Genomic DNA, 21981 nt, shown 5'->3' with positions numbered 1-21981 from the left:
TTTAATACATTCCTGTTGGAGGTTCGCGATCGGTCGGATATTTTAACACTTCAGCTAGTTGTTGCAGTTGAGTTGCTTGCACTAAGCTAGAATGAGCAGCTTGAATATTTTTCTGCATGAACTGTTGCAATTTTGTGCCCGTTATGCTCTCAGATTCTGGAGGATTGTAGGAGGAATAGCGATCGCGCAAATCTCCCTGATTCTGCAACACCTTTGCTGCTGTTACCTCCACAGTCATCGTTCCCATGCCGATCGGCTTTCCGCCACCTACCTTAAGTGCGATCGCATATTTTGGATCTTGGCCCAGCACAATCAAAAGCGTTCCCAACTCTGCTGGCGTTAAATTTTTGAATTGTATCTGTGTTTTAAAAGTATACTCTTTAGCAGCTTGCTGAACAGTAATGCCTTGATTTTGACCTTTGTCGATCGCTCTAATTGTGTGATAATAAAACTTGCGTCCAGCTACATTACCTCTTTGGTTAAAATATGCTCTTCTTTGGTCAGGACGGGGACGATATAAAGATGGCATAAATCCAGTAGCAAAACCTGTTTTTTCGCATTTAGCATCGCTGAATTCAATTAGCCCTTGCCAATCTAAAGCACCGAATACTTGACTTGCCGGACAGAGTTCTTGTTTATTTTTACAAGGCAGGCGATCGGACGGAATTTTATCTTTGTATCTTGATGTAATTACTGCTAAAGTGCTATTAGTAATGGCTTCGTATGCCGATCGGATGCAGCCTTTGAGAGAACTACCTTGAATTGATAGTTTTTGGTCAATATTTTGAACCATTGTTTTGATTAAAGGGACGCGGCTGCCTATGTCGCTACCCATGACAACTACGCCTGTAGAGACGTGCAAAGTAGTCTGAACTTTCAAAGTGATAAACAAAGTTCCGTGCAGGCGATCGACCAAATATTTGTGATGTCCGGCAGGAGCTTTTTTCGGCGGGTGTTCATTGGGAAAACTAATTAATTTATAAGGTTTATCTACTCCCATTTCGCCAGCATAGTTATTAGAAACTGGGCGGATTGGTGGCGGTGTAGAACCTCGGAGTTTAGGTACGGGATTATTAGTCATTTTTTACTCCTGACGGTGAGGGCGATAAAATGAACGGTGGCAGTTCTTTGGTCTTTAAAGTATCGCTGACCTATGGTAATATTCTTAGAGTCAATTTTTTCGTCATTTTCTCCTTTATAGATAAAAGTTTTAGGAAATTTGGGTTCGTCAAGGCTGTGAAAGTAAGCAGCGCGATCGCAGCATTCCCAATTTTCGCCGATCGCCTCAAATCCCTCTAAATCGGCTGGAACCCTACTCAGGATTAACGCTTCATATGTACTTCCCTGCTTTTTCCAGCGCAATTCGCGATCGCTATTAAACATCTGCCCTTCAAAGCCGAGAGACAACTCATCGGGCAATTTCCTGCAAATGCCACTGACTGCGTGGGGCGATCGCACAAAATAGTAACTTTCCTCAGTTGCTAACTCTTCTAGCAACTTTTTGGCTTCATCCGGTGATAAACGCGATCGAACATATACAAAACCTGTATTCATGCTACAGCACCTGTTAAAAGCTTACTCCAAGCAGAAACTGCACATTTAAATAAATTGGGTACACCAGTCTCACCATCACCTTGCCATTTTAGCTGCACTCCAAAACCTAAATCCATCGGTTCAGCAGCAATTGGAGTTTGTTCGCGATCGGGTTGAGAAAAGCCGTAATTTCCGGCTTCATCAACTTCTAAAAATTCTCCTGCACCCAGCAAGAAAGCGTGTCCCCATTGACCAGGCTTTACTATTTGTTTAATTTGGCGATTATCTTCATCTAATACACAACCGGGATACTGAACTACGGCTTCGTTAAATTTTACTGTCACCGTCCCCAAACCGCGAGATTTAGCAAAACCGATGCCAAACCAGCCATCATTTAAGTCTCGCAAAACTAAGCCAATTAAGCCTAATTGTGCTAAGGAAAAGTTTTTCAGATGTATTTTAGTGCGAAATTCTCCAGCGGTGCAGACTTGATAGTTAAATGGGCCCACGGCTACGGAACCAAAAACGCGATCGATCGCAACTCCATTGCGTTCTTGAATTTTGAGTTGTTTCTTATCAATTGGGTGAGCATCTTCTATTCTAAGTCTGCTAGCAATTGAAGTATTTCCAAAAATGCGATCGGTAAAAGAAGATAACTTGTAAATATCGCTAGATGATTTATTTTTCAAGTAATCATATTTGTCATTCAGCGGATCGTTAGCCCAGAGAATGTCTGAATTGTTAGGATTACTATCTGTTCCTATGGTTCTAATAATTCTCTCAGCATGAGCGCGAATAGCACCTTTTAAGCTGCTTCCCGGCAGATAAATTGACTTCCCTCCTGCATGATAAGTCTCGACAAATTCCATGTCCGGTTTAGTCGGATCGGCTCCTTCTTTGCCGGATTTTATCAGAATCGGCCCGTCAGGAATGAGAGTTAAGTCAATGGTACAATGATTGACAAATCGTTTGTGCATAGTTTAGTAGGTCGAGAGATGATTTAGAATTAAGCAGCTACTAACTCATTTAGCTGAATTTCGCATTGCTGAAAAACATAGTTAACGGCAGCAAAGAGTAGATCGATTTCCTGAATTGTATAGGATTTTCTATTGCATATAAATTTATCCCCTTCAAGTTTGCCAAATTCCCAAAGTCTACCGTGGGAAACAATTCCAAAGATAGCGTTATTTGTTCGATCGCCAGTCTGCTGTGCAACAATCATTTCAAGAAGACATTGAACCCACCCTTCATGAAATCTATCTTGCTTAGCATCGACTAATACCAAATAAGGTTTATCAAAAACGACTTTTCCCAAATGAGAGCGTTTAGCCAAAATATATTCAGGAAACCTGTCAGGGTTTTCACAATCCGTGAGATATTTATGACTCCACAAAACAAACTTAGTACGATAATGTTTCCAAACTTCTTTGACAACTGGATAAATTAAGTTCTCACAAATTGTAAATTCTGAATCATCAGGTAATCCATCCTGAATGACAATTTCCAAATCTTTTAGAAAGCAGCTAGGAATATCAAACTCAGTTTCGCCTATAAAATTGACTTCTGTGTAGTAAATCTGAAAATTTTGAAGAACTTCGCCGAGTTCTTGATAATTGCTGAACGCCATATTTACCTCACTGTGTCTGAGTTATAGTTTCAGATGATTTGGTTTGTTTAGGAGTCAGTCGATCGATCAGCTTTTGTACCCACTCATCTTTATAATCGGCCGCATCTTCATAAGCCGTTTCATCTCCCATGACTAACTTTTGTAAGTATTCTAACAAAAATTCGGGATGGTCTTCGACATCAATCCAGCGCATTTTGTCAATTTCTAGTTTAACCACACCTAAGCCGCGCGATCGTCCGCCTCCGAGAGGTATTTGTTCTGTCTCAAATTGGTGCAAACCAATCATCAATAAACCCAATTCCCAATCGTGAGCATTTTCAACTACTGCTTTAAAATCAAACGGTGTTGCGGCGGGGACAACTTGGTAGTCGTAAAGTTTGCCATCTGCGGCGGTTTCTGTGTCTCTGTCAATGGCTACACCATCTCGTTCTTGATATTGTCCAAACCACGCATCGGGTTGTACGGTTAAGTCGCGAACTTGGAATTTACTAGCCATCCAAGGAGTGCCAAATAAACTACCAATATCGTCGGTTATACCGATGAGTTCTTGTGTTAAATTTAAGTCATTATTTTTGTACTTTTCTTTGAAAGCTTTGACTTGATTGTTTCTAGTTGAAGTTGTGTAGTTAGCCGGATCTTCTGCTAAATTTGGGTCAATACCTCGAAGGAAGCTCTCTAAGCGCGATCGCAGAGCACCTTTAAAGCTTGAACCGGGAATTAAAGGTCTACCCAAAGCATCTTTGATTACTGGTAAATCGGAGCCGATGGGCTCAGTGGAACGTCCGGCACTAATGCGTAATGCCGTTACTGTTGTAAGTGTTCCTGTGATTTCCAGTCGATTTTTGAATGTATCAAACATAAACTTACCTACGTAATTAAGTTAATTCAGACTTAACCAACTGAACACATCAATTATTTCACAAATTCCATACGCATGAAAGGAGCATACGATCGCCGTTCAGTTGTAGGATCGACTGTAACCTTACTTGCATATTTTGGACCCTCCTGATCTTCGCGGATTGCTCTCCACACCAGCATACGCCAATCTTCCACAGATACTAAATAGCGATCGGTTGTTCTACCAGGCTTGAGCCAGCGCAACCCATTCCCAACGTTAATATGTTCATATTGTTGAAAACCATCTTTGGAACTAGCAGCCTTCAACAAAAAAGCAAATGGATCACACTGTCTTAGTTGTGCCAGATTATCAAAACAATCTCTAATAGCTTTTTGAGAAAGAAAGGGGACTAAAACTGAAGGTTTACGCATTTCCTCAAGAAACAAGAAACCTACACCAGAAATAGTTACTCCTTCCTCGGAAAACTCAATTAGTGGCTTAAACGCTTCTCTTTCAGAATAAGGGACATTATTTTCCCATTCTGCTTGAGTAATTGCTGTCTCACGCTCAATCTTTTCTAGTAAATCTTTATAAGCTTCAAATTGCGATCGCTTAAATTCTACAGGAAGTGGAGGTAATTCTATAACTGTAGTTGACTGTTCAAAAATATAATCACACTTAACTCCTTTCAACATCCCCAGTAAAACTGTGTAAGGAACCAGTGCTTTATATCCTCCAGTCGGATTCAGAATAATATTACTTGCCTCATAGCTATTAACTTCTTTAATAATGCGCTGTACAAATTCAACTACTCCTGTTGTTCGGAAAAGATCGGGATCTATAACTTGAAGCCCCGGAACTGATTCTGCTTTGGCATATATACCCTCCCAATGATGTTTTAGATATTTCTCAACCGCAAGAGCGCAGCAATATCCGTCGTCCGTACTTGAAGCAAGCAAAATTATTCTATCTTGATTGGTAATCCCAATCCGAACAAGAGAATGAATTTCCGCGGATAAGTCGTTCTTCAAGCTTTCTCCTTCTGGACGGATATCACGGAAAGTAGAAAATATTGTTTCAGCAGCACATTCCATACTTTGTTGCTGTCTAACCCAATTAGTTAGCTCCCGCGGTTTAACTCCTGAAATTTTTCTGGCAGCGCTGATACCCACGGAGCATATAACTGTCTTAATCATTTCAAAATCTCCTATTAATTTATGGAAGACTGTTATAGATAGTTAGAGATTTTGTCCATCTTTCAAATACTTGAGATGTCGAGAGCCATAACCTAAATAACGGCGAATTAGTTCCAGCCAAATAGGTTTAAAGTCAGTTTGAGAACATTCTGCAATTATTCCAGCACTATTTTTAATGTTACCATCAATATCTTGAATCAGCCTTGTCGCTAAAGATTCTTCCCCCCTTCCCCATTTTCTATCTCTTCCTACTTGATATCGCACAAAGTTTTTAATAACTTCTGCACTATCAGTTGTGTCAGCAACGCGGACTAAGTTGCGGAACTGTGATTCCTCTAGTTCTTCTTTTCCCGACTTGCCATATTGACAAGTATCTAAAGCATCCTGAATCCAAATGACTAGATCGTCTTCTACTTGGCGAATAGATCTTTGTACTTCTAACTCTATTTTTTGCTCTGTGCTTATACTCATACTGGCTTGTCTCTAAATATAAGGTGAAAATCGTTGCAAATTTGAATTTGACCGAAGCCTTCAGAAGTTCGATCGCCCAATCCTCTCATTTCCAATTCTCCCAACACGTTATCCCAAATCTCCCGTTGATTTGTACTGAACAAATAAACCGATCCTTTGTTCGTTATTAACTCTACATCTTTCATCAATCCCCAAGCCGCATTCCAGCCAGAAAGATAATCGTAACTGCTGTAAGCTGCTTCCAGTTTCAATGATGAATCTTCAACTTTGGCAAACTGCTGCAACATCTTTTGGGATATTACAGTGGTGCGCCGCCAGTTTTCGGTGAGGATTGCGTCAGATTGCAAGTCGAGGGTGAAGTAAGTGCGATCGCCCGGTAACTCCTTTAACGGAACGCCAAAAATTCTCCATTCCCGCCAACGGTCTTGTATAGACTTAGTAAAATTAGTAATTTTTTGCTCTACACTTATTTTAGCATTAACAGGCTCTTTTGTGGTAATTTCAACTTTTCCCAATCCTCGGGAAGTCGAACCACCTAAGCGAAAGCTTTGATTTCGCAGTTGAATGAAATCCCACAAAGATTCTGCTAAATCATCTTCCACTAAAATTGCACCTCGATAGCAAACAGGCTGCTGTTTCTTATCCTGAGATTCGTTCAAAACTTCGACGCTGTAAAGTATTTCTTCCTCTGATGCAGCCCTGCGACGATTGATGCCGACTCGCGTTAATAGGCGTTTGTTAGCACTTAGGCTGTGGTACTTTTTATTGAATTTACAGTAAAAACTAATACCAGCCGGATCGACTCTCCCTCCGTCTTTCGGGCAATTCGGATCGTAGGGATATCCGTAACCTTCGGCACAAAAGCGATCGATTAAAGTATCAAAAATGCCATTATTATCTTTTTTGGAATCTTTACTTTTACCTTTGAAACCAGACTTATTTTTAGAACTTAATGCGGTAGCCGGTAAAACTCCATTGTCTTCAAATCTTGCTTGAGGGATAATCTTGCCATTAATTACTAATGCTGGATAAGCATTCTGGAAAATTGCTGGATTCTCACTCAAGAATAAACTTTGAAAATCGCCGCCAGATTCGGTCAAATTGCTGAATTGATGACCGGATTCGTTTAAAATCTGAGCAGCCACAGCACCCCGAATCACCGTACCGGGGATATAGTCTACAGCTTCGCTAATCGAACCTCCCGGTTTCTGGCGCGCGATCGCCAAAGGAGACAAAACCTTAATTTCTAGTTCAATTCGCTGCATTTTCCCCTCCCTTCGCTAGACAATCCCAATCTGCATCAGTAACTTCAAAATTCGGTAAAGTTTCCCAACTCAGCCATCCCAAACCAGCCGATTTACTTCCACCTAATGCGTGAATGTGCTTGAAACCAGCCAACATCAGAGGTTTCGCATAACTGGGACAATTTGGTAACAGATGAATTTGACCTTTAAACTTCAGTGAAACATTCGGCGGAGAAGTCTCTAAAAAGTAAAGTTTGTTTTCTTCAGCGGTGCGACGGCGGCGATTAATTGTGACTCCCGGACGTATAAATTCAGCTAAATTTTCCGGGTCTTCTGTGCAAATTAAGTCGTCAATAATTATGCGCGACGGCAAAACTGGATCGCCGAAAATTTGACTAATTAAACAGTGATAAGTATCATTATATCCTAATACTTCGTATTCGTTGCGCTTAAATTCATTCGGTGCATTCTCTCTGCGGACAACCATTTTACCGGCATTCGGAGATTCGCAAATTTCCCACCCCAAACCTCTCGCAATTTTCTCGCATTCGTGACGGAGGCGGCCTTTGATTTGAGAACCGGGAATTAACAAGTTGTCTTCTGAATTGCGGACGATCGGCTTATCTGCTAGGGAACCGGAGGAACCGCCGGCACCTACGCACAAAGCCGTATCAATTACTGCTGTAAGTGTATAAGTTTCAACTAAATTTGAAAGTTCATTGAGAACAATCATGAGTCTACCTCCATATTTGCTAATTCTTCGGAAATTGGTTCGGAATCTTCTTCAATGAAATCGTAAATATCCACAAGTTCTCGCCAGATGGTTTCATAAACTCCCTCTTTTAAATCGAACATCCAAGGAGCTAAATTTCCCTTATTTTCTTTGTCTTTTGGTTTGCACCAAGCATCCTCAAATTCTGCTCTTAATTCTGCCTTGCCTTGTTTCAGTCTGGTTCGGAAATAGCGGTAATTGAGGATTGTCGTTTGTTTTCCTCGTTCTAGAAAACTGCGAATTTGATAGAGTTGCGATTTGGGAAATTCAGCTTTTTGCAAAGCTTTGACAGATTGAATTAATCCACCTATTTCATGTAAGGTATAAGGTGCAGCATATAGCTTCAGTTTGGCTCCTCGATTCATCGTTAAACCTTCTTTACGAAAATCTTCAATACTCGATGCAATCATGGTGACAGATTTCATTACTAAAAAATCTATGGTTCCTCCCAAATATCCAGCATCTTTCAATGTTTTGCCAGATTTTTTAGCTGATTTGAGGAGCTGATTTGTCAGCTTCTGAGCGTAATAAATTGGGGTATCCTCTGCTGTAATTAAGACTCCTGCTGACATACTTAACTTGCAATGAGAAGGAGTTGCTTTTTCTGGTGAATAGCGGTGTGCTGCGTAACTAGGACGGCTATTATCTAGTCTATAACCACCTGTTTGTAGCAATATATTTTCAAATTCTTCGCCGATGGTTTTAGCGATCGCCAAAGCTCGATCGGCTGGCACAATCAACATCACATCATCGCCGCCGATCGCCAAAATCTCAAAAGGATGAATCCAGCGATCGTTGCGGTCTTCGTTATCTGGATCGGTTAAATTGTTCAGTAGATGAGGTCTGAGATGCTCTGCTAATGCTTTATAAACAGATTGTTCAGTTGCTTGGAAAATATCTTCACTGAATTTCTTGTACTCTTGTGGAGTTTGAATTTGCTGAATGTAGCCGCCCATATTATTGCCATCTGCATAAATATAGGCGACAAAACCTTGAGAAGCATTGCCAATTTCTCTGAGAGATCTGGCTTCTTCAGGCTGAGGATCGATGGTATAATAGTCGCTAGCTAGTTGACTATTTTCTGGCTTATTTAAGTAATCCTCAAATTCTGCTACCCAACTTTTAATTCTAATGCCAGTCGGCTGCCAATCAAGACCTAGATTTGTAAACCAAGTCGGTAAATTTTCCTGAAATACCTCTCGTTTAGCTATTTGACCTACAATCCGCTTGCGAACTAATGATTCAGATAGTGATGGATTGCCCGGAAGATCGCTAATTCTGGCGATAGCCGATCGTCGATCGCTCTCATCTCTCCTTAAATAAGGATGCGTTTCAAACATTGGCGGATAACGACGACTGGGGCGATTAGGAAAATCATTTCCACTCCGGCGCTGATTGAATAAAATCGCCAACCTAGTAGTTAATTCGTTAAAACTTTTCCGATTCTGAAAAAAATCAACTTCTTCAGAATCATTTTTGGGATAACCAAAACAAGCTTTGACCAATTCTCTTTTAACGCGATCGGATTCAGAATTTGCCTGACGGTATTTTTCTAACCAGAAAGTATCTTGAATATTATCTGGCAACAATCCTAAGCGAATTTCTAACAGCTTAAATTTCTCTCCAACAGCACAGGAATTCGCCGTCAAAGTCTCGTAAGTATAGCGTTTTTCAATGGCATTAGCTAGATCGTCCACAAATGCAGCCGGACAAAAAGCGAGGATATTGCCGCCTTTGTAATAAACAAGTAATTCTTTAACTAAAGCTGCTTCTAAAGTGGGAAAGTTTTCCTTTAGCCATTGGGAAACTGAAACAGATTTTTGGGGTTCGCCAAAGAAAGCAGGAATATCGACTAAATTAATTCTGTCTAGTAAAGCTGACGCGCCACGAATATCCGGTAGTTTTGCCGCTTCAAATACATATTGCTTGATTTTGGTTGCGCCGCCGTAAACTAAACCAATTTTAGATTCCCACAATACCGAATGTGTCTCTGTCAGCTCGGTTAGTTTTTCGAGAGTTTGAGGAAACTCAAGTTTCTCTAGTGCCCTGACTCGATCGACAATTTCCCTCACCTGGACCGGCACTTCCTCCCCAGAAGTCAACGCCCGTCGCATTTCCTGCAACACGCTTAGATCAAATTGAGGTTTCCGTCGATCGCCCCAAGCGACACACCAAGCAATACCGATCGCAATACTGTCCATATGCAAACCACTCCTCATCCGGTATGACAGCCCAAGATTGCCTTAATAATTTGTAATTCTTCAACGTGCAACTCTATCTAATTTACTATTGTCACCTAAATTTTCCACAAAAATCAACCCCCAGAAAAATAATCCCGAACTCCCCCAACTCCCCTCAAACCAATCATTTTTCAGACATAACTGGCGCTGCACCTACCCAAAATGACAACAAATAAGGTAAAGTAAACGGCACAATAGTCTAAGGTTCTCGAACTGCCACAACTCGGCAAATTCATACTGAATCGACAAAACTCACAGATACAGGCGACATTCACCGCCAACTACCAACCCCTAACAACGACAAAAATGCAAACCTACTACTACGTTTTAGCCAGCCAACGCTTTTTGCTAGAAGAAGAAGCCCTTGATGAAGTGTTTAAAGAAAGAACTCGCAACTACCATGAACAAGAAAAACAAATAGACTTCTGGTTGGTCAAACAACCCGCTTTCCTAGAAGCACCGGCAATGGCAGCAATTAAAGCAAAATGCCCTCAACCAGCAGCAGCTATTGTTTCCACAGATCCAGTCTTCATTACTTGGTTGAAACTGCGATTAGAATATGTCCTGACTGGTGAATTTCAAGCACCGTCAGCAACTATTCCCGATGCCCTCGCTTCCCTACAGACAGCATGAATAAACAAGCAAAAAAATCCACAGCGAAGTTAGGAAAATTTAGGGAAGAATTGTACAATTTTATTGTGTCTATTCCCCTATTTTCTGCTACTTCGATCGCAATTTTGACATTGACAATTTTGGCGAGTTCTGCTAAAGCTCAGTCAAGCTGCGAACCACCGAAGTCCGACGAATATCTACTGTTAATTGTCACCCGAACACCGGAACAGCAAGAAAAAGCAAAACGCTCTTTTCCCGGAAATAATGACAATACAGTTTGTCGGTACATTAACGATACTGTGACGAGGGTTGGTGGGTTTCGTAACTCGCAAATTGCGATCGATTGGGTTAAATACATCAAAGATGTTGTCGGATTGCAAGCTTACGTAGTTCGATCGCCCGCAGCAGCACTTCCCCAAAACCTGCCAGTCTACAACCCCCAGCCAGCACCAGGTTCAGAACCAATCGCCAATCCCCAGACTGGGAATAGTGGGTTCAATCCCCAAGCCCTCGGCCCCGGTTACGCCGTGTTAGTAGATTACTTCAATCAACCGGAATTAGCCGGCCAAGTCAAGCAAGCATTGGGTACGCAAGTAGGCTTAGCTTCCTACGGCCAACGTCCCTTTTTATTCGTTGCTTATACAACGGATCAAAACGCTGCTACTGCGGCAGTAAAAGCATTGAGCGATCGCGGTTTTTGGCCGATGTTGGTAGACAGCCGCCGTGTTACGGTAATTAGTCCTGCTGTTAGGTAAAAGTAAATAATACGGCGGTTAAAACCGTATTTATTTAAACGATGTTCGAGATGCAGACGGCGAATGGAATTCGCGCCTATACAAACGATGTCCGAGATGCAGACGGCGAATGGAATTCGCGCCTATACAAACGATGTCCGCCTCCGCGGACTGAAGAAGATCGCGTAATTTTAACGGTCAATTCTTCAACCCGCGCAGGCGGGTTTTGTTTGTATAGACGCGAATTCCATTCGCCCGGTTTTTTTTAACCCGCGCAGGCGGGTTTTGTTTGTATAGACGCGAATTCCATTCGCCCGGTTTTTTTTAACCCGCGCAGGCGGGTTTTGTTTGTATAGACGGGAATTCCATTCGCCCGGTTATCTTCAACCCGCGCAGGCGGGTTTTGTTTGTATAGACGGGAATTCCATTCGCCCGGTTTCTTCAACCCGCGCAGGCGGGTTTTGTTTGTATAGACGCGAATTCCATTCGCCCGGTTATCTTCAACCCGCGCAGGCTGGTTTTGTTTGTGTAGACGCGAATTCCATTCGCCCGGTTTCTTCAACCCGCGCAGGCTGGTTTTGTTTGTATAGACGCGAATTGCATTCGCCCGGTTATCTTCAACCCGCGCAGGCTGGTTTTGTTTGTATAGACGCGAATTCCATTCGCCCGGTTTTCCTAATTAACAATTATTGTTGTTTAGGCGGTGGCTGGCTGATTCCGGGCTGACTTTCGGCCCGTTTTTTTGCTTCCATTGCGGCTCCATAATCCGGTTTGTAGCGGATTGCTTTGTCGTATGAGGCGATCGCATCTCCGAATCTTTTCACCGCTACAAGGGCGTTACCGCGACTATACCAGGCTTCCGAATAGTCCGGTTTGACATAGACAGCTTCGTTGTAAGAGGCGATCGCATCTTCGTACCGCTTCAAATTGTACTGAGCATTACCTCTATTGTACCAGCCTTGAGATTCTTTCGGATTTAAATCCAAGGCTTTACTGTAACACTCAATAGCTGATTCGTACTTGCGTAATTCGTGGTAAGACCAACCTAAATTATACCATGCTTGATGATAATCCGGTTTTAATTTAACAGCTTTTTCGTAAGCTTCTACCGCTTCTTCATGTCGGCGCATTTTCAGCAAAGCTATGCCTTTACTATACCAAGCTTGATAAAAATTTGGCTGAAACCGCACGGCTTTTTCGTAAGCTTCAAAAGCTTCTTGGTTTTTATTCAATTCTAGGAAAACATTGCCTAAATTGTACCAAGCATCAGAATTGTCGAATTTAATTTCAACTGCTTTTTGATAGGATTCAACAGCGCGATCGTACTGTTTTAAATTTTGGTGAGCTTGTCCCCGATTGTACCACGCACGGTATAAATTTGGCTGAAAGTGTACGGCTTTTTCGTAGGATGCGATCGCCTCTTCATACCGCTGCGAATCTAGCAAAGCATCGCCTCTACCTTCCCAGGCTGCGGGATAATCCGGCTGGATTTTCAAAGCATTGTCAAAAGATGCGATCGCCTCCTTGGACTGCTGCAACTTATCCAAAGCATAACCGCGTCCCGTCCAAGCCTCCAAATACTCCGGCTTTAATTCTATAGCTTTATCGTAGGCTGACTGTGATTCCTTGTATTTTTTCAACTCATATAAAGTTTTAGCTTTTTCCTGCCAAACTTCCGCATAATCCGGGCGGAGAGTTATGGCTCGATCGTAAGCTGCTAGAGCTTCTTCAAACTTGCTTAAATTGTAAAGAGTAATCCCTCGATTGTGCAAATCAGTTGCGTTAGCAGAATTAAAAGTATTGACACCATAAATTGATGCTATAATAGTGACACCAATAAAAGTGGCGATTGCCCCAATTTTAAAATATAGTTTTTGTCGCGGTTTAGGCAGCTTTTTTGCAGCAACAACCGGAGGTAATATCGGAACAGTACCGCTGAAAGATTTTTTCAATTCTTTAATAGCTTCCAGTGTTTCGCCAGCACTAGAATAGCGCTGCCGAAAATCGTACTTTACCATCCGATCTAAAATCTTGGCAAATTCAGGACTCACCGATGCTTTATCCTGCCAAATAATTTCCTCTGTATCAGGATTTTTCGGCATTTGGTGGGGATTGATGCCCGTGAGAAACTGAATTGCGATCGCACCTGCTGCATAAATATCGCTGCTGAGTTTCGGATTACCGTGAGCTTGTTCGCTGGGCATATAACCGGGAGTACCGATGCTCACACTTAGGCTATTCTTGGGCTGAGGATTAGTAATTTGAGTAGTAATTTCCTTGACTGCGCCGAAGTCAATTAACACTAACTTACCATCTCGATCTCGGCGCAGGATATTGCGCGGATTGACATCCCGGTGAATCACATTTTGCTGGTGTACAAAATCTAAAATTTCCAGAACTTCTTGTAATATACAAATGACTTCATCTTCCTTCATACCTCCCACATTTCCAGGAGAACCCCCCCCTGCGCCGCCTTGGTAAGGGGGGGTTTGGGGGGGTGTGATTTCTTGACTTAAATCGTGGCCTTCGATAAATTCTTGAACGAGATAAAACTCTTGATTTTCTTCAAAGTAAGCAAAAAGTTGCGGAATGCGATCGTGATTTCCCAACTTATATAAGACTTGTGCTTCCGTATCAAACAAACGTCTTGCTATCTGTAAAGTTTCGGGATCGGTTGCTTGAGGTTTAAGCTGCTTGACGACGCACAGGTGATTACCTGGTAGCTGCTTATCTTCAGCTAAATAAGTTTGAGCAAATCCGCCGCCTCCCAAGTGACGGATAATGCTGTAGCGAGTGCCGAGTGTGATTCCAAGCATGAAATTTACCTGATATTTCCGAGTTTTTCTCCCCTTTCGGAGTAAAACAGGGGTTTGGGGAGAGGTTTTGTATCTGATTCAGTTTAACTAATTTGCGATCGGCTTTACAGCAGAAAGTCTGTAAACTTACAAGATGATTCTGCCGACAAGTGGTAAAATAGTCAGCGAATCATCTTTGCTCTGACAGTTTTACTTCAAAAAAGAGTGGTTAGTTTATTGAGAATTAACCTCCAACCAAGCAGTCAAATCTTCCGCGTTGGAGAAATCTAACAGGGCTTCTGTTAAATCATCCAATTTGTCGATCGACAATTCGCTAATTATGATTTGACTATCGGGATTTACTTGAGCAAAACGGCGAGTCAGTAAACGCATAATTAACTCTATTTTTCGTTCTTTTCTTCCTAATTTTAGACCTTCTTGTCTGCCTTGCTCAAATAAGGTTTGTTCATGGCTTTGCTGATCGTGCGCGAAAAACTCTTGTTTCTGCAATATGTCAAATTCTTCGCGAGTTAGATTAACATCCTGGGCTATTTCAAAAGCTCTATTAATTTGTGGTACTTCGCCCAATATTGCTGGAATTTCACGTAAAATCCCGCTATTTTTGATAAAGTAAATCCACTTATCAGTAATATTTTCTAATTGGTCTAATTCCTTCTTAAATTTTGGCAACTCTACAAAAACTAACTCCATCTGATTATAGGGATAATCAAACAAGTGAGTTGTTTCTTTCAAAGCAAAGCGCGAAGTTATATTTTGATGATTTTTAAACATTTTAAAATCTGCTATTGCCAAAAAAATGACAGACTGCAATCCCTTGTACAATTCCTGAATCATGAATTGTGTTCCATAAGTTTTTGCTGTATCCGACAAAACTAGCTTGGCAGATGTCTGCACGTGCAAAACTTGTATTTTAATAATTACAGATGTGTTGTTGTTAAGTGTGGCTTGGACATCTAAATAGCTGTTTGTCGATCCAATTATTGGGTAAGTCACATTGGGATCCATTATCTCTAGGCTTTCAATTATTGTTTTTCCTTCATATAGTAAAGCATTCAAAAAATTAATTAAGATATCTGTATTGTCGGATGAGCCAAATATTTTCGTAAATGCAAAATAGATTTTGGGATTGATGAATCTCATGTTACTTTTCTCCCTTCAGATTCGTATTGTGCGGACTGTGCACTTTACTTTGATTTAACATGGTTTAGACGCATGGGCTAGAAACCTGGTTTCTACGAGTTTTGCCAACAATAACGATAACTATAGCCTTTCTCAAAGAGATGAGGTATGATTGACAGCTTCTATAACCATTAAACGTATAGGGCTGAAGCCCAACTACATACCTCATCTTTCTGAGAACCGCTATATGAAGAAACCGGGTTTCTGAAGTCGCAGGTACCTCAGTCTAATTTTAGTTTAAAGGGCTTTCAAAATCTGATCGTCAACGGAAAAATTTATCTCAGCTTTGTCTCTTCCCGAAACTACATAATCATTCTGAAATGAATCTTTCAATCCCGAAACTAAGTCAAACTCCGGTTTCCAGTTAAGTTCGGTGACAGCTTTATTAACTGAGGCGAAAAAGTGCTGCAATCTCATGGGGAAAGCTTTCTTTTTGCCAAAGTCAAATTGTTTCGGATCGTAGTGTACAATCTTAATAGCATCGGGTGATTTGCCGGCGGCTTGAATGCAGGCGCGCGCTAAACCATCAAAGGTGACAAATCGATCGCCCGAAACGTTGTAAATTTGCCCGATCGCCCTTTCGTTACCCAAAACCCCCGCCATCGCCATCGCCAAATCCTGACAGTGCCCCAACTGCGTGAAGTGCATCCCGTTACCAGGAATCGGAATCGGGCGATCGCGCGCAATGCGATCGAAAAACCAAGCCTCCAAATCGTTATAATTTTGAGGGCCGTAGATGTAAGTCGGGCGGATCGAAGTCCAAGGCAAACCGGACTCGGCTAAATAATTTTCCGTGTCGCACTTACCCAAATGTCGGCTTTTGGGATCGGTAGCGTCTCCTTCGATATGAGGCATTTGGTCGGATTTCAAATAAACCCCCGCAGAACTCATATAAACAAAGTGCTGCACCCGCCCCTTAAATATCTCAGCTAAAGGCTTTGTATCGCTCAATTCCCGACCGTTGTTGTCAAAAACCGCGTCAAACTCAACCGCCGATAACTTGTCTTTAAGTTGATCGACATTTGTGCGATCGCCCAAAATCTGTTTCACGCCCGCAACCGACACAGGCTTATTGCCCCGGTTAAACAACACCACTTCATGCCCTTGTGCTGCTAAAATCTTAGTAAGATAAACCCCAATAAACCTAGTACCGCCCATCATTAAAATTCGCATTATTGCCCATGCTCCTTAAAGTTAGTGTCAACATCTTACAATAAAGCGAGTAAGCTGTTGCAGCATTTAAATTGTATGTCAAAAAACAATCAAACCATGAGTGGGATGGGCTTCTAGCCCGTCCCGAATAATACAGTTTAAATTAGTAGTAACAGCTTATCTTGCTTTGCCAACACTTCACGATCGCATCAAGCTTAAAGAAACCGGGTTTTTAAACCGAATATCCGGGCGGAAACCTCTGTATTTTCGTAAAAAACCCGGTTTCTACGTACAGAAAAACTCCAATTGTGCGATCGATCAAAACAAACATAATTTTAACTCACCTAACATAGTCCTATGCAAGTACCCCGGCTGCACCCAGAAACCATCGAAGAAGTCAAACAACGAGCCGACATAGTAGATGTTATTTCCGGTAGAGTTATCTTAAAAAAACGCGGCAAAGAATTCGTCGGCTTGTGTCCATTCCACGACGAAAAATCTCCCAGTTTCACCGTCAACCAAGCCAAACAAATGTACTATTGTTTCGGCTGCGGTGCAGGAGGCAATGCCTTTAAATTCCTCATGGAATTAGAAAAACGCTCCTTCAGCGAAGTCGTATTAGAATTAGCTAAAAATTATCAAGTTCCCATCAAAACAGTCGAACCCGAACACCGACAAGAATTGCAGCGCCAAATTTCTTTGCGGGAACAACTCTATGAAATCTCAGCACTAACCGCCAAATTTTACGAACACGCTTTACGGCAATCTCAAGGAGAAGAACCCTTAGCATATCTCAAATCAGAACGCAAGCTCAGCGAAGAAACTATCCAACAATTTCAACTAGGTTATGCACCCCAAGGTTGGGAAGCACTTTACAGTTATTTAGTAGAACAAAAAAACTATCCGGCGCAATTAGTAGAGCAAGCAGGATTAATTGTACCGCGCAAATCAGGCGGAAGTGGCTATTACGATCGCTTCCGCAACCGCATCATGATTCCCATTCGCGATACCCAAGGCAGAGTCATCGGTTTCGGCGGCAGAGCTCTCGGCGACGAACAACCTAAATATCTCAATTCTCCCGAAACAGAACTATTCGACAAAGGCAAGACTTTATATGGCTTAGATACAGCCAAAACAGCCATTAGCAAAGCCGATCGCGCGATCGTCGTAGAGGGGTACTTTGATGCGATCGCACTTCAAGCAGCGGGCATCTCCAACGCCGTAGCTTCCCTCGGCACAGCCCTGAGCTTAAACCAAGTGCGGCAGTTATTGCGCTACACGGACTCCAAACAAATTATCCTCAACTTCGACGCCGACAAAGCAGGAACCAAAGCAGCAGAGCGTGCCATTGGAGAAATAGAACAACTCGCCTATCAAGGAGAAGTACAACTGCGAGTGCTCAACATTCCCGACGGCAAAGATGCCGACGAATACCTCAAAACTTACTCCCCAGAACAATATCGAGAATTGCTCGACAATTCCCCATTGTGGCTTGATTGGCAAATCCAACAAATGCTCGTCAATCAAGATTTGAAGCAAGCGGATACTTCCCAACAAATCACCAAAAGAATCATTAAATTATTAACTAATATTACTGACGACAATCAGTTATCACATTATCTGCAAAAAAGCGCCGAAATCCTCAGCAAAGGAGATTTTAGACTCACAAAGATGATAGCAGAAAACTTACTCAATCAAGTAGTCAGCGATTGGGGACAGCGGCTGAATCAAGACGAAGCATTGACAATGCCTCTGTTAATTAGAAACAAGCTGAAGCCGAGCAAACAATATAAAAAGCAGCGTGCAAGCAGCGACAGCAAAAGCTCAAAAACAGGCTTTTCAGTAGCAGCCCGCAGTCTGTTAGAAGAAGCAGAAGCGCAATTATTGCAGATTTACTTGCACTGTCCCGAATACCGTCAAGAAGTCAGAGAAGCCATAGAAGCTAGAGACGTGCAGTTTAGCCTTTCTCATCACAGATTTTTGTGGCACCTAATTTTGAATGCAGAAATACTGCACAACATCTATTTACAAGCAGCGCCTTCTGAGTTAATATTGAAATTACAAGATAGCTTTATTGAATATCCGACCCAACTCAATCAAATCTCGCATTTATTTCATTTAAACGAGTTTTCGGAAAAAAATGTGTATCGCGCGCCTTTAGTAATTCGATCTGCGATCGCCTGTATCGAGCAAATCATCAGCATCAAACGGCGCCGGATTGCCCTCGATATGTGGAAAAAAACCGATGCTGCTATAGAATATTACCAACAACTGTGCGCCGAACAAGAATGGATAGAGGAATTAGAGCGGCTGCGTCAAGTTAATTTTTACGATTTAACCTCTGTACCTTGGGGCTAATAAGATTTTAGAAGACACGGCGGTTTCAACCGCCGTCTTATAGCCTTTCTCAAAAAGGTGAGGTATGACTGACAGGTTATATAACCACTGAAACCAAGAGGGCTGAAGCCCAACAACATACCTCATCTTTCTGAGAACCGCTATATCTTTTAATAATCACAAAACAGAGTTTCGCGAGTCTCTCTACCAGTCACCGGATTAGTACCTTTGGCAACCTTACAAAGCTTTTCGATCATATCGTCTCGGAGGAGAGTCTCAGTAAAATCAGCACCGTCAATCACAGCTCCTTCCAGTCTGGTATTGTAAGCAAAAGCACCCTCAAGGATAGCATTAGTTAAATTAGCTTTCATCATGCGAGCCAAATCCAAAGTCGCACCCCTTAAATTAGCGCCTTCAAAATTTGCCTCTTCCATATTGGCGCCAAACAGACTTACGCCTCCTAAATCTGCATTGGTAAAATTGCTGTTGCGAAGATTGGCTTTATTAAAACTGTCGTTAGTCAAAACTTGTCCGCTAAAATCAGCGCCAACTAGGATTTCTTTGTCGCGATCCAAGGCGAAAGCAGGTGCGGGATTAATCGCGATCGCCCCAGCGGCAATTACTGCTAAAATAACAAAACTCAGCAAGAAAGTATAAATATTTTTGCGACGTTGGCGAATTCCAGAATTCATAAGTTAAAGCTAATGGGCAGCAATGACAGTTCAGAATTGAATTCTACCAGAAAGCGCTCCTCTTCGGTGGTTCCCGCCGCCTCCAACTCTCCCCAACCGACAAACTCTCGGGATCTAGGCACGTTGGGAGAAAACTTAGTCGCCGAGTGGTTAGAGCAGCAAGGTTGGGAAATCCTGCACCGTCAGTACCACTGTCGCTGGGGAGAGATTGACATCATCGCCCTCGGAAGAGATGAAGAGGGCGCCAAAAAACCAGGCATTTCCGATCGCCAATTCCCAACATTAGCCTTTGTAGAGGTGAAAACTCGCCGTCGTGGAAATTGGGATGCTGGCGGGATGCTTGCTGTTAGTGCCACGAAACAAGCCAAACTTTGGCAAACCGCCGAAATATTTTTAAGCACTCGTCCAGATTTAGCAAATAATTCTTGTCGGTTCGATGTCGCCTTAGTCAGGTGCGAGCCTTCGCGGCAAAAGACCAAGCAAATATTACCACCAACGACAGCGAACTCTCAATCCGCCCTTGCCGGAAACTACCGGCTTACCCTGCAAGAATACATTCGATCGGCTTTTAGTGATTAGAAATGTCAAATTAAAAATTACAGGCTAAAATTAAAAAGTAATACCGCTTGGTAATTTTTAATTGTTAACTTGCCTTGACTATGGCCCATTGGTTTCTTCATCTTTAACGGACATGGAAAAAGCGTTAACTCCTCTGCCCCTCTTGCCTTCTCCCGCTCGGACTCTGCGATCGCAGGCAATTTATCTGCTTCCCAGTCTAGGCCAAAGTTTCCGGGCAATATCCCAGACCCTTGACAAACTGCTGGCGAAACGCTTCAATTTCTTTGCGGTCTGGGCTTCCGTGACAAACCACGGCCACCTGGTAGCGGCGCATCACGCTCAGCGGCGACTGTCCCGTTTCCAAGCTCCACAGTGCCATTTGCAAGCGAATTTCAGGATCGTAAGGAATCCCGACTTCGTTCATAAAAGCCCGAAAATCCCCGTGCATTTCTGGAGTCAAATATTGGCTCATTTTCACCTTCACGACCCAGCCGTCAATTTGGTGAATAACAGTGATAAATTGCAAAGGAAGATGACTAGCCGTGCGTAGGTAATCCACGACTCTCAGAGTGAGGCTAGTATTAGCGATGTAGTAGAGGTATTCCATAACTATCCTTCGAGCAAAGCTGATGCTACACCTCTATCGTCGCGGGCTATACCCGCCACCACAAGGGGAAAAGCACCCGACTTGGGATGGGGGTTTTTACCCAATTTGTTACCGAGTTGACAGATTTTTGACAGGAATTCACCCGATGACAGAGATTGACTGGTCTTTGGACGCTTATGACTACGAACTTCCGCCCTCGTGCATTGCCCAAAATCCGGTAGTGCCGAGGGACAGTTCTCGCTTGCTGGTTGTAGATTCTGCCAGCAGCCACCAACACCGGATTTTCCACGATTTGCCGGATTTGCTCGAACCCGGAGACTTGCTGGTACTTAACAACACCCGTGTTCTGCCAGCGAGGCTCTACGGGCACAAACCGAACGGCCCGGCTGTGGAGATATTGTTGATGGAAGAACGCCAGCACAACTGCTGGCTGGCTTTGGTGAAACCGGGGAAACGCTTAAAGTTGGGAGCCAAAATTGAGTTTGAGCCCGCCTCCTGTGATGACTCTGCGGAAGGGCCTTGCTGTTGCCTTCCCCAGGCTGTGGCAGTCGATCGTCGATTGACTGCGACAGTTATAGACAGGGACGAGCAAACTGGGGGACGGCTGTTAGAGTTTGACATCCCTAGAGATGCGACTCTGGCGAAGTTTTTGGACGAATACGGCCACGTACCTCTGCCGCCCTACATCGAAAATTCCCAAGCTGCGCCGGAACAGTACCAGACTGTTTATGCCGAAAAGCTCGGGGCGGTGGCGGCTCCGACAGCAGGGTTGCACTTCACCGAAGAATTGTTCAGCCGCTTGGAAGAGCGGGGAATCGAAAAAACTTTTGTCACCCTCCATGTGGGAGTAGGAACGTTTCGCCCGGTGGAGGTTGCAGACGTGACGACTCACAAAATGCACGGCGAATGGGTGGAAGTATCGGCCTCCACTGTCGAGAAAATCCGCGAAACTCAAGCCCGAGGCGGGCGGATCTTTGCTGTGGGTACGACAGCAGTGAGAGCTTTAGAGGGAGCTGCGGCGGCGAGCGAAGATTTTTCGTTGCAGCCTTTTTGCGGCCAGACAAATTTGTTTATTTATCCGGGTTACAAGTGGAGGGTTGTAGACGGGATAATTACCAATTTTCATTTGCCGCGCTCTACTTTGATGATGATGGTAAGCGCGATGATTGGAAGGCCTCGGCTGTTGGATTTGTACCGAGAGGCGATCGAGAATCAGTACCGATTTTATTCGTTTGGCGATGCCATGCTCATTTTACCGGAGGCAAGGAACGATTAACTCATATCTGGCACCATTCTCAAACTTTCTTTTAGGGCGGCCCAAAGTGGCCACCCCACAAGAAAATATATGTGTTCTCCAACAGCCGGCAAAGCCT

At 43.0% G+C, this 21981-nt stretch carries 20 protein-coding genes; 5 read left to right on the top strand and 15 right to left on the bottom strand.

What is annotated here, in order from left to right:
* Position 1 precedes the first annotated feature (1 nt).
* Genes JGK22_RS05600 through cas10 form a run of 10 tightly spaced genes read right to left on the bottom strand, consistent with a single transcriptional unit; the run spans position 2 to position 9882 of the window.
* Positions 2 to 1081 (bottom strand): RAMP superfamily CRISPR-associated protein, encoded by a 1080-nt coding sequence (locus tag JGK22_RS05600; protein ID WP_293206136.1) that lies wholly within the window; start codon positions 1079 to 1081, stop codon positions 2 to 4.
* On the bottom strand, positions 1078 to 1554 hold the full coding sequence (locus JGK22_RS05595; protein ID WP_293174764.1) for a hypothetical protein: 477 nt from the start codon (positions 1552 to 1554) through the stop codon (positions 1078 to 1080). Before JGK22_RS05595 ends, JGK22_RS05600 begins: the two co-directional genes overlap by 4 nt.
* Entirely contained in the window at positions 1551 to 2510 is a 960-nt protein-coding gene (locus tag JGK22_RS05590; RefSeq protein ID WP_293216340.1) for an RAMP superfamily CRISPR-associated protein, read from the bottom strand. Before JGK22_RS05590 ends, JGK22_RS05595 begins: the two co-directional genes overlap by 4 nt.
* A 29-nt stretch (positions 2511 to 2539) precedes the next feature.
* On the bottom strand, positions 2540 to 3160 hold the full coding sequence (locus JGK22_RS05585) for a hypothetical protein (RefSeq protein WP_293174769.1): 621 nt from the start codon (positions 3158 to 3160) through the stop codon (positions 2540 to 2542).
* A gap of 7 nt (positions 3161 to 3167) precedes the next feature.
* On the bottom strand, positions 3168 to 4019 hold the full coding sequence (gene csx7, locus JGK22_RS05580; protein WP_293174772.1) for a CRISPR-associated RAMP protein Csx7: 852 nt from the start codon (positions 4017 to 4019) through the stop codon (positions 3168 to 3170).
* A gap of 53 nt (positions 4020 to 4072) precedes the next feature.
* Positions 4073 to 5194, bottom strand: coding sequence for a putative CRISPR-associated protein (locus JGK22_RS05575; protein WP_293174775.1), 1122 nt, complete (start codon positions 5192 to 5194; stop codon positions 4073 to 4075).
* Between the two features lie 42 nt (positions 5195 to 5236).
* The gene (locus JGK22_RS05570) at positions 5237 to 5665 is read right to left on the bottom strand and encodes a hypothetical protein (RefSeq protein ID WP_293174778.1); all 429 of its coding nucleotides are present in this window, start codon (positions 5663 to 5665) and stop codon (positions 5237 to 5239) included.
* Entirely contained in the window at positions 5662 to 6930 is a 1269-nt protein-coding gene (gene csx10, locus JGK22_RS05565; protein ID WP_293216339.1) for a CRISPR-associated RAMP protein Csx10, read from the bottom strand. The genes JGK22_RS05570 and csx10 overlap by 4 nt, the downstream gene beginning before the upstream one ends.
* Positions 6917 to 7642 carry an RAMP superfamily CRISPR-associated protein gene (locus tag JGK22_RS05560; RefSeq protein WP_293216338.1) on the bottom strand — a complete coding sequence of 242 codons (726 nt, stop codon included), beginning with the start codon at positions 7640 to 7642 and terminating at the stop codon, positions 6917 to 6919. Before JGK22_RS05560 ends, csx10 begins: the two co-directional genes overlap by 14 nt.
* Positions 7639 to 9882, bottom strand: coding sequence for a type III-B CRISPR-associated protein Cas10/Cmr2 (gene cas10 / locus JGK22_RS05555; protein WP_293312497.1), 2244 nt, complete (start codon positions 9880 to 9882; stop codon positions 7639 to 7641). The genes JGK22_RS05560 and cas10 overlap by 4 nt, the downstream gene beginning before the upstream one ends.
* 345 nt (positions 9883 to 10227) lie before the next feature.
* Between cas10 and JGK22_RS05550 the strand changes: the two genes are divergently transcribed.
* Together JGK22_RS05550 and JGK22_RS05545 are read left to right on the top strand one after the other, a co-directional pair.
* A complete protein-coding gene (locus JGK22_RS05550; RefSeq protein ID WP_293174790.1) occupies positions 10228 to 10554 on the top strand; it encodes an MgPME-cyclase complex family protein in 327 nt (108 codons plus the stop codon).
* Positions 10551 to 11288 (top strand): hypothetical protein, encoded by a 738-nt coding sequence (locus JGK22_RS05545; RefSeq protein ID WP_293213274.1) that lies wholly within the window; start codon positions 10551 to 10553, stop codon positions 11286 to 11288. The genes JGK22_RS05550 and JGK22_RS05545 overlap by 4 nt, the downstream gene beginning before the upstream one ends.
* Before the next feature lie 665 nt (positions 11289 to 11953).
* On the opposite strand, the gene JGK22_RS05540 is transcribed toward JGK22_RS05545, so the two are convergent.
* From JGK22_RS05540 to JGK22_RS05530, 3 genes are all read right to left on the bottom strand, one after another.
* Complete coding sequence (locus tag JGK22_RS05540) at positions 11954 to 14083, bottom strand: serine/threonine-protein kinase (RefSeq protein ID WP_293312495.1); 2130 nt, start codon at positions 14081 to 14083, stop codon at positions 11954 to 11956.
* Between the two features lie 213 nt (positions 14084 to 14296).
* On the bottom strand, positions 14297 to 15223 hold the full coding sequence (locus JGK22_RS05535) for an Rpn family recombination-promoting nuclease/putative transposase (protein WP_293312493.1): 927 nt from the start codon (positions 15221 to 15223) through the stop codon (positions 14297 to 14299).
* 276 nt (positions 15224 to 15499) lie between these two features.
* Positions 15500 to 16435: an NAD-dependent epimerase/dehydratase family protein gene (locus JGK22_RS05530; RefSeq protein ID WP_293312491.1), complete on the bottom strand. Its 936-nt coding sequence runs from the start codon at positions 16433 to 16435 to the stop codon at positions 15500 to 15502.
* Positions 16436 to 16771: 336 nt separating this feature from the next.
* On the opposite strand from JGK22_RS05530, the gene dnaG reads away from it, so the two are divergent.
* Positions 16772 to 18772 carry a DNA primase gene (gene dnaG, locus JGK22_RS05525; RefSeq protein ID WP_293189657.1) on the top strand — a complete coding sequence of 667 codons (2001 nt, stop codon included), beginning with the start codon at positions 16772 to 16774 and terminating at the stop codon, positions 18770 to 18772.
* A gap of 149 nt (positions 18773 to 18921) precedes the next feature.
* Here dnaG and JGK22_RS05520 read toward each other — a convergent pair whose 3' ends face one another.
* Positions 18922 to 19443, bottom strand: a complete 522-nt coding sequence (locus JGK22_RS05520) for a pentapeptide repeat-containing protein (protein WP_293312489.1) — start codon at positions 19441 to 19443, stop codon at positions 18922 to 18924.
* A gap of 12 nt (positions 19444 to 19455) precedes the next feature.
* Here JGK22_RS05520 and JGK22_RS05515 point away from each other — a divergent pair, with 12 nt between their 5' ends.
* On the top strand, positions 19456 to 20022 hold the full coding sequence (locus tag JGK22_RS05515; protein WP_293312487.1) for a YraN family protein: 567 nt from the start codon (positions 19456 to 19458) through the stop codon (positions 20020 to 20022).
* Between the two features lie 196 nt (positions 20023 to 20218).
* On the opposite strand, the gene JGK22_RS05510 is transcribed toward JGK22_RS05515, so the two are convergent.
* Positions 20219 to 20608, bottom strand: coding sequence for a hypothetical protein (locus tag JGK22_RS05510; RefSeq protein WP_293154581.1), 390 nt, complete (start codon positions 20606 to 20608; stop codon positions 20219 to 20221).
* A gap of 145 nt (positions 20609 to 20753) precedes the next feature.
* Here JGK22_RS05510 and queA point away from each other — a divergent pair, with 145 nt between their 5' ends.
* Positions 20754 to 21884 carry a tRNA preQ1(34) S-adenosylmethionine ribosyltransferase-isomerase QueA gene (gene queA, locus JGK22_RS05505; RefSeq protein ID WP_293312548.1) on the top strand — a complete coding sequence of 377 codons (1131 nt, stop codon included), beginning with the start codon at positions 20754 to 20756 and terminating at the stop codon, positions 21882 to 21884.
* The last annotated feature ends 97 nt before the right edge of the window (positions 21885 to 21981 follow it).

It is taken from the genome of Microcoleus sp. PH2017_08_TRC_O_A (genome assembly GCF_020738665.1).
Lineage (GTDB): Bacteria > Cyanobacteriota > Cyanobacteriia > Cyanobacteriales > Microcoleaceae > Microcoleus.
The sequence above is the reverse complement of the archived record's forward strand: the minus strand, read 5'-3'. Positions and strand labels throughout refer to the sequence as shown.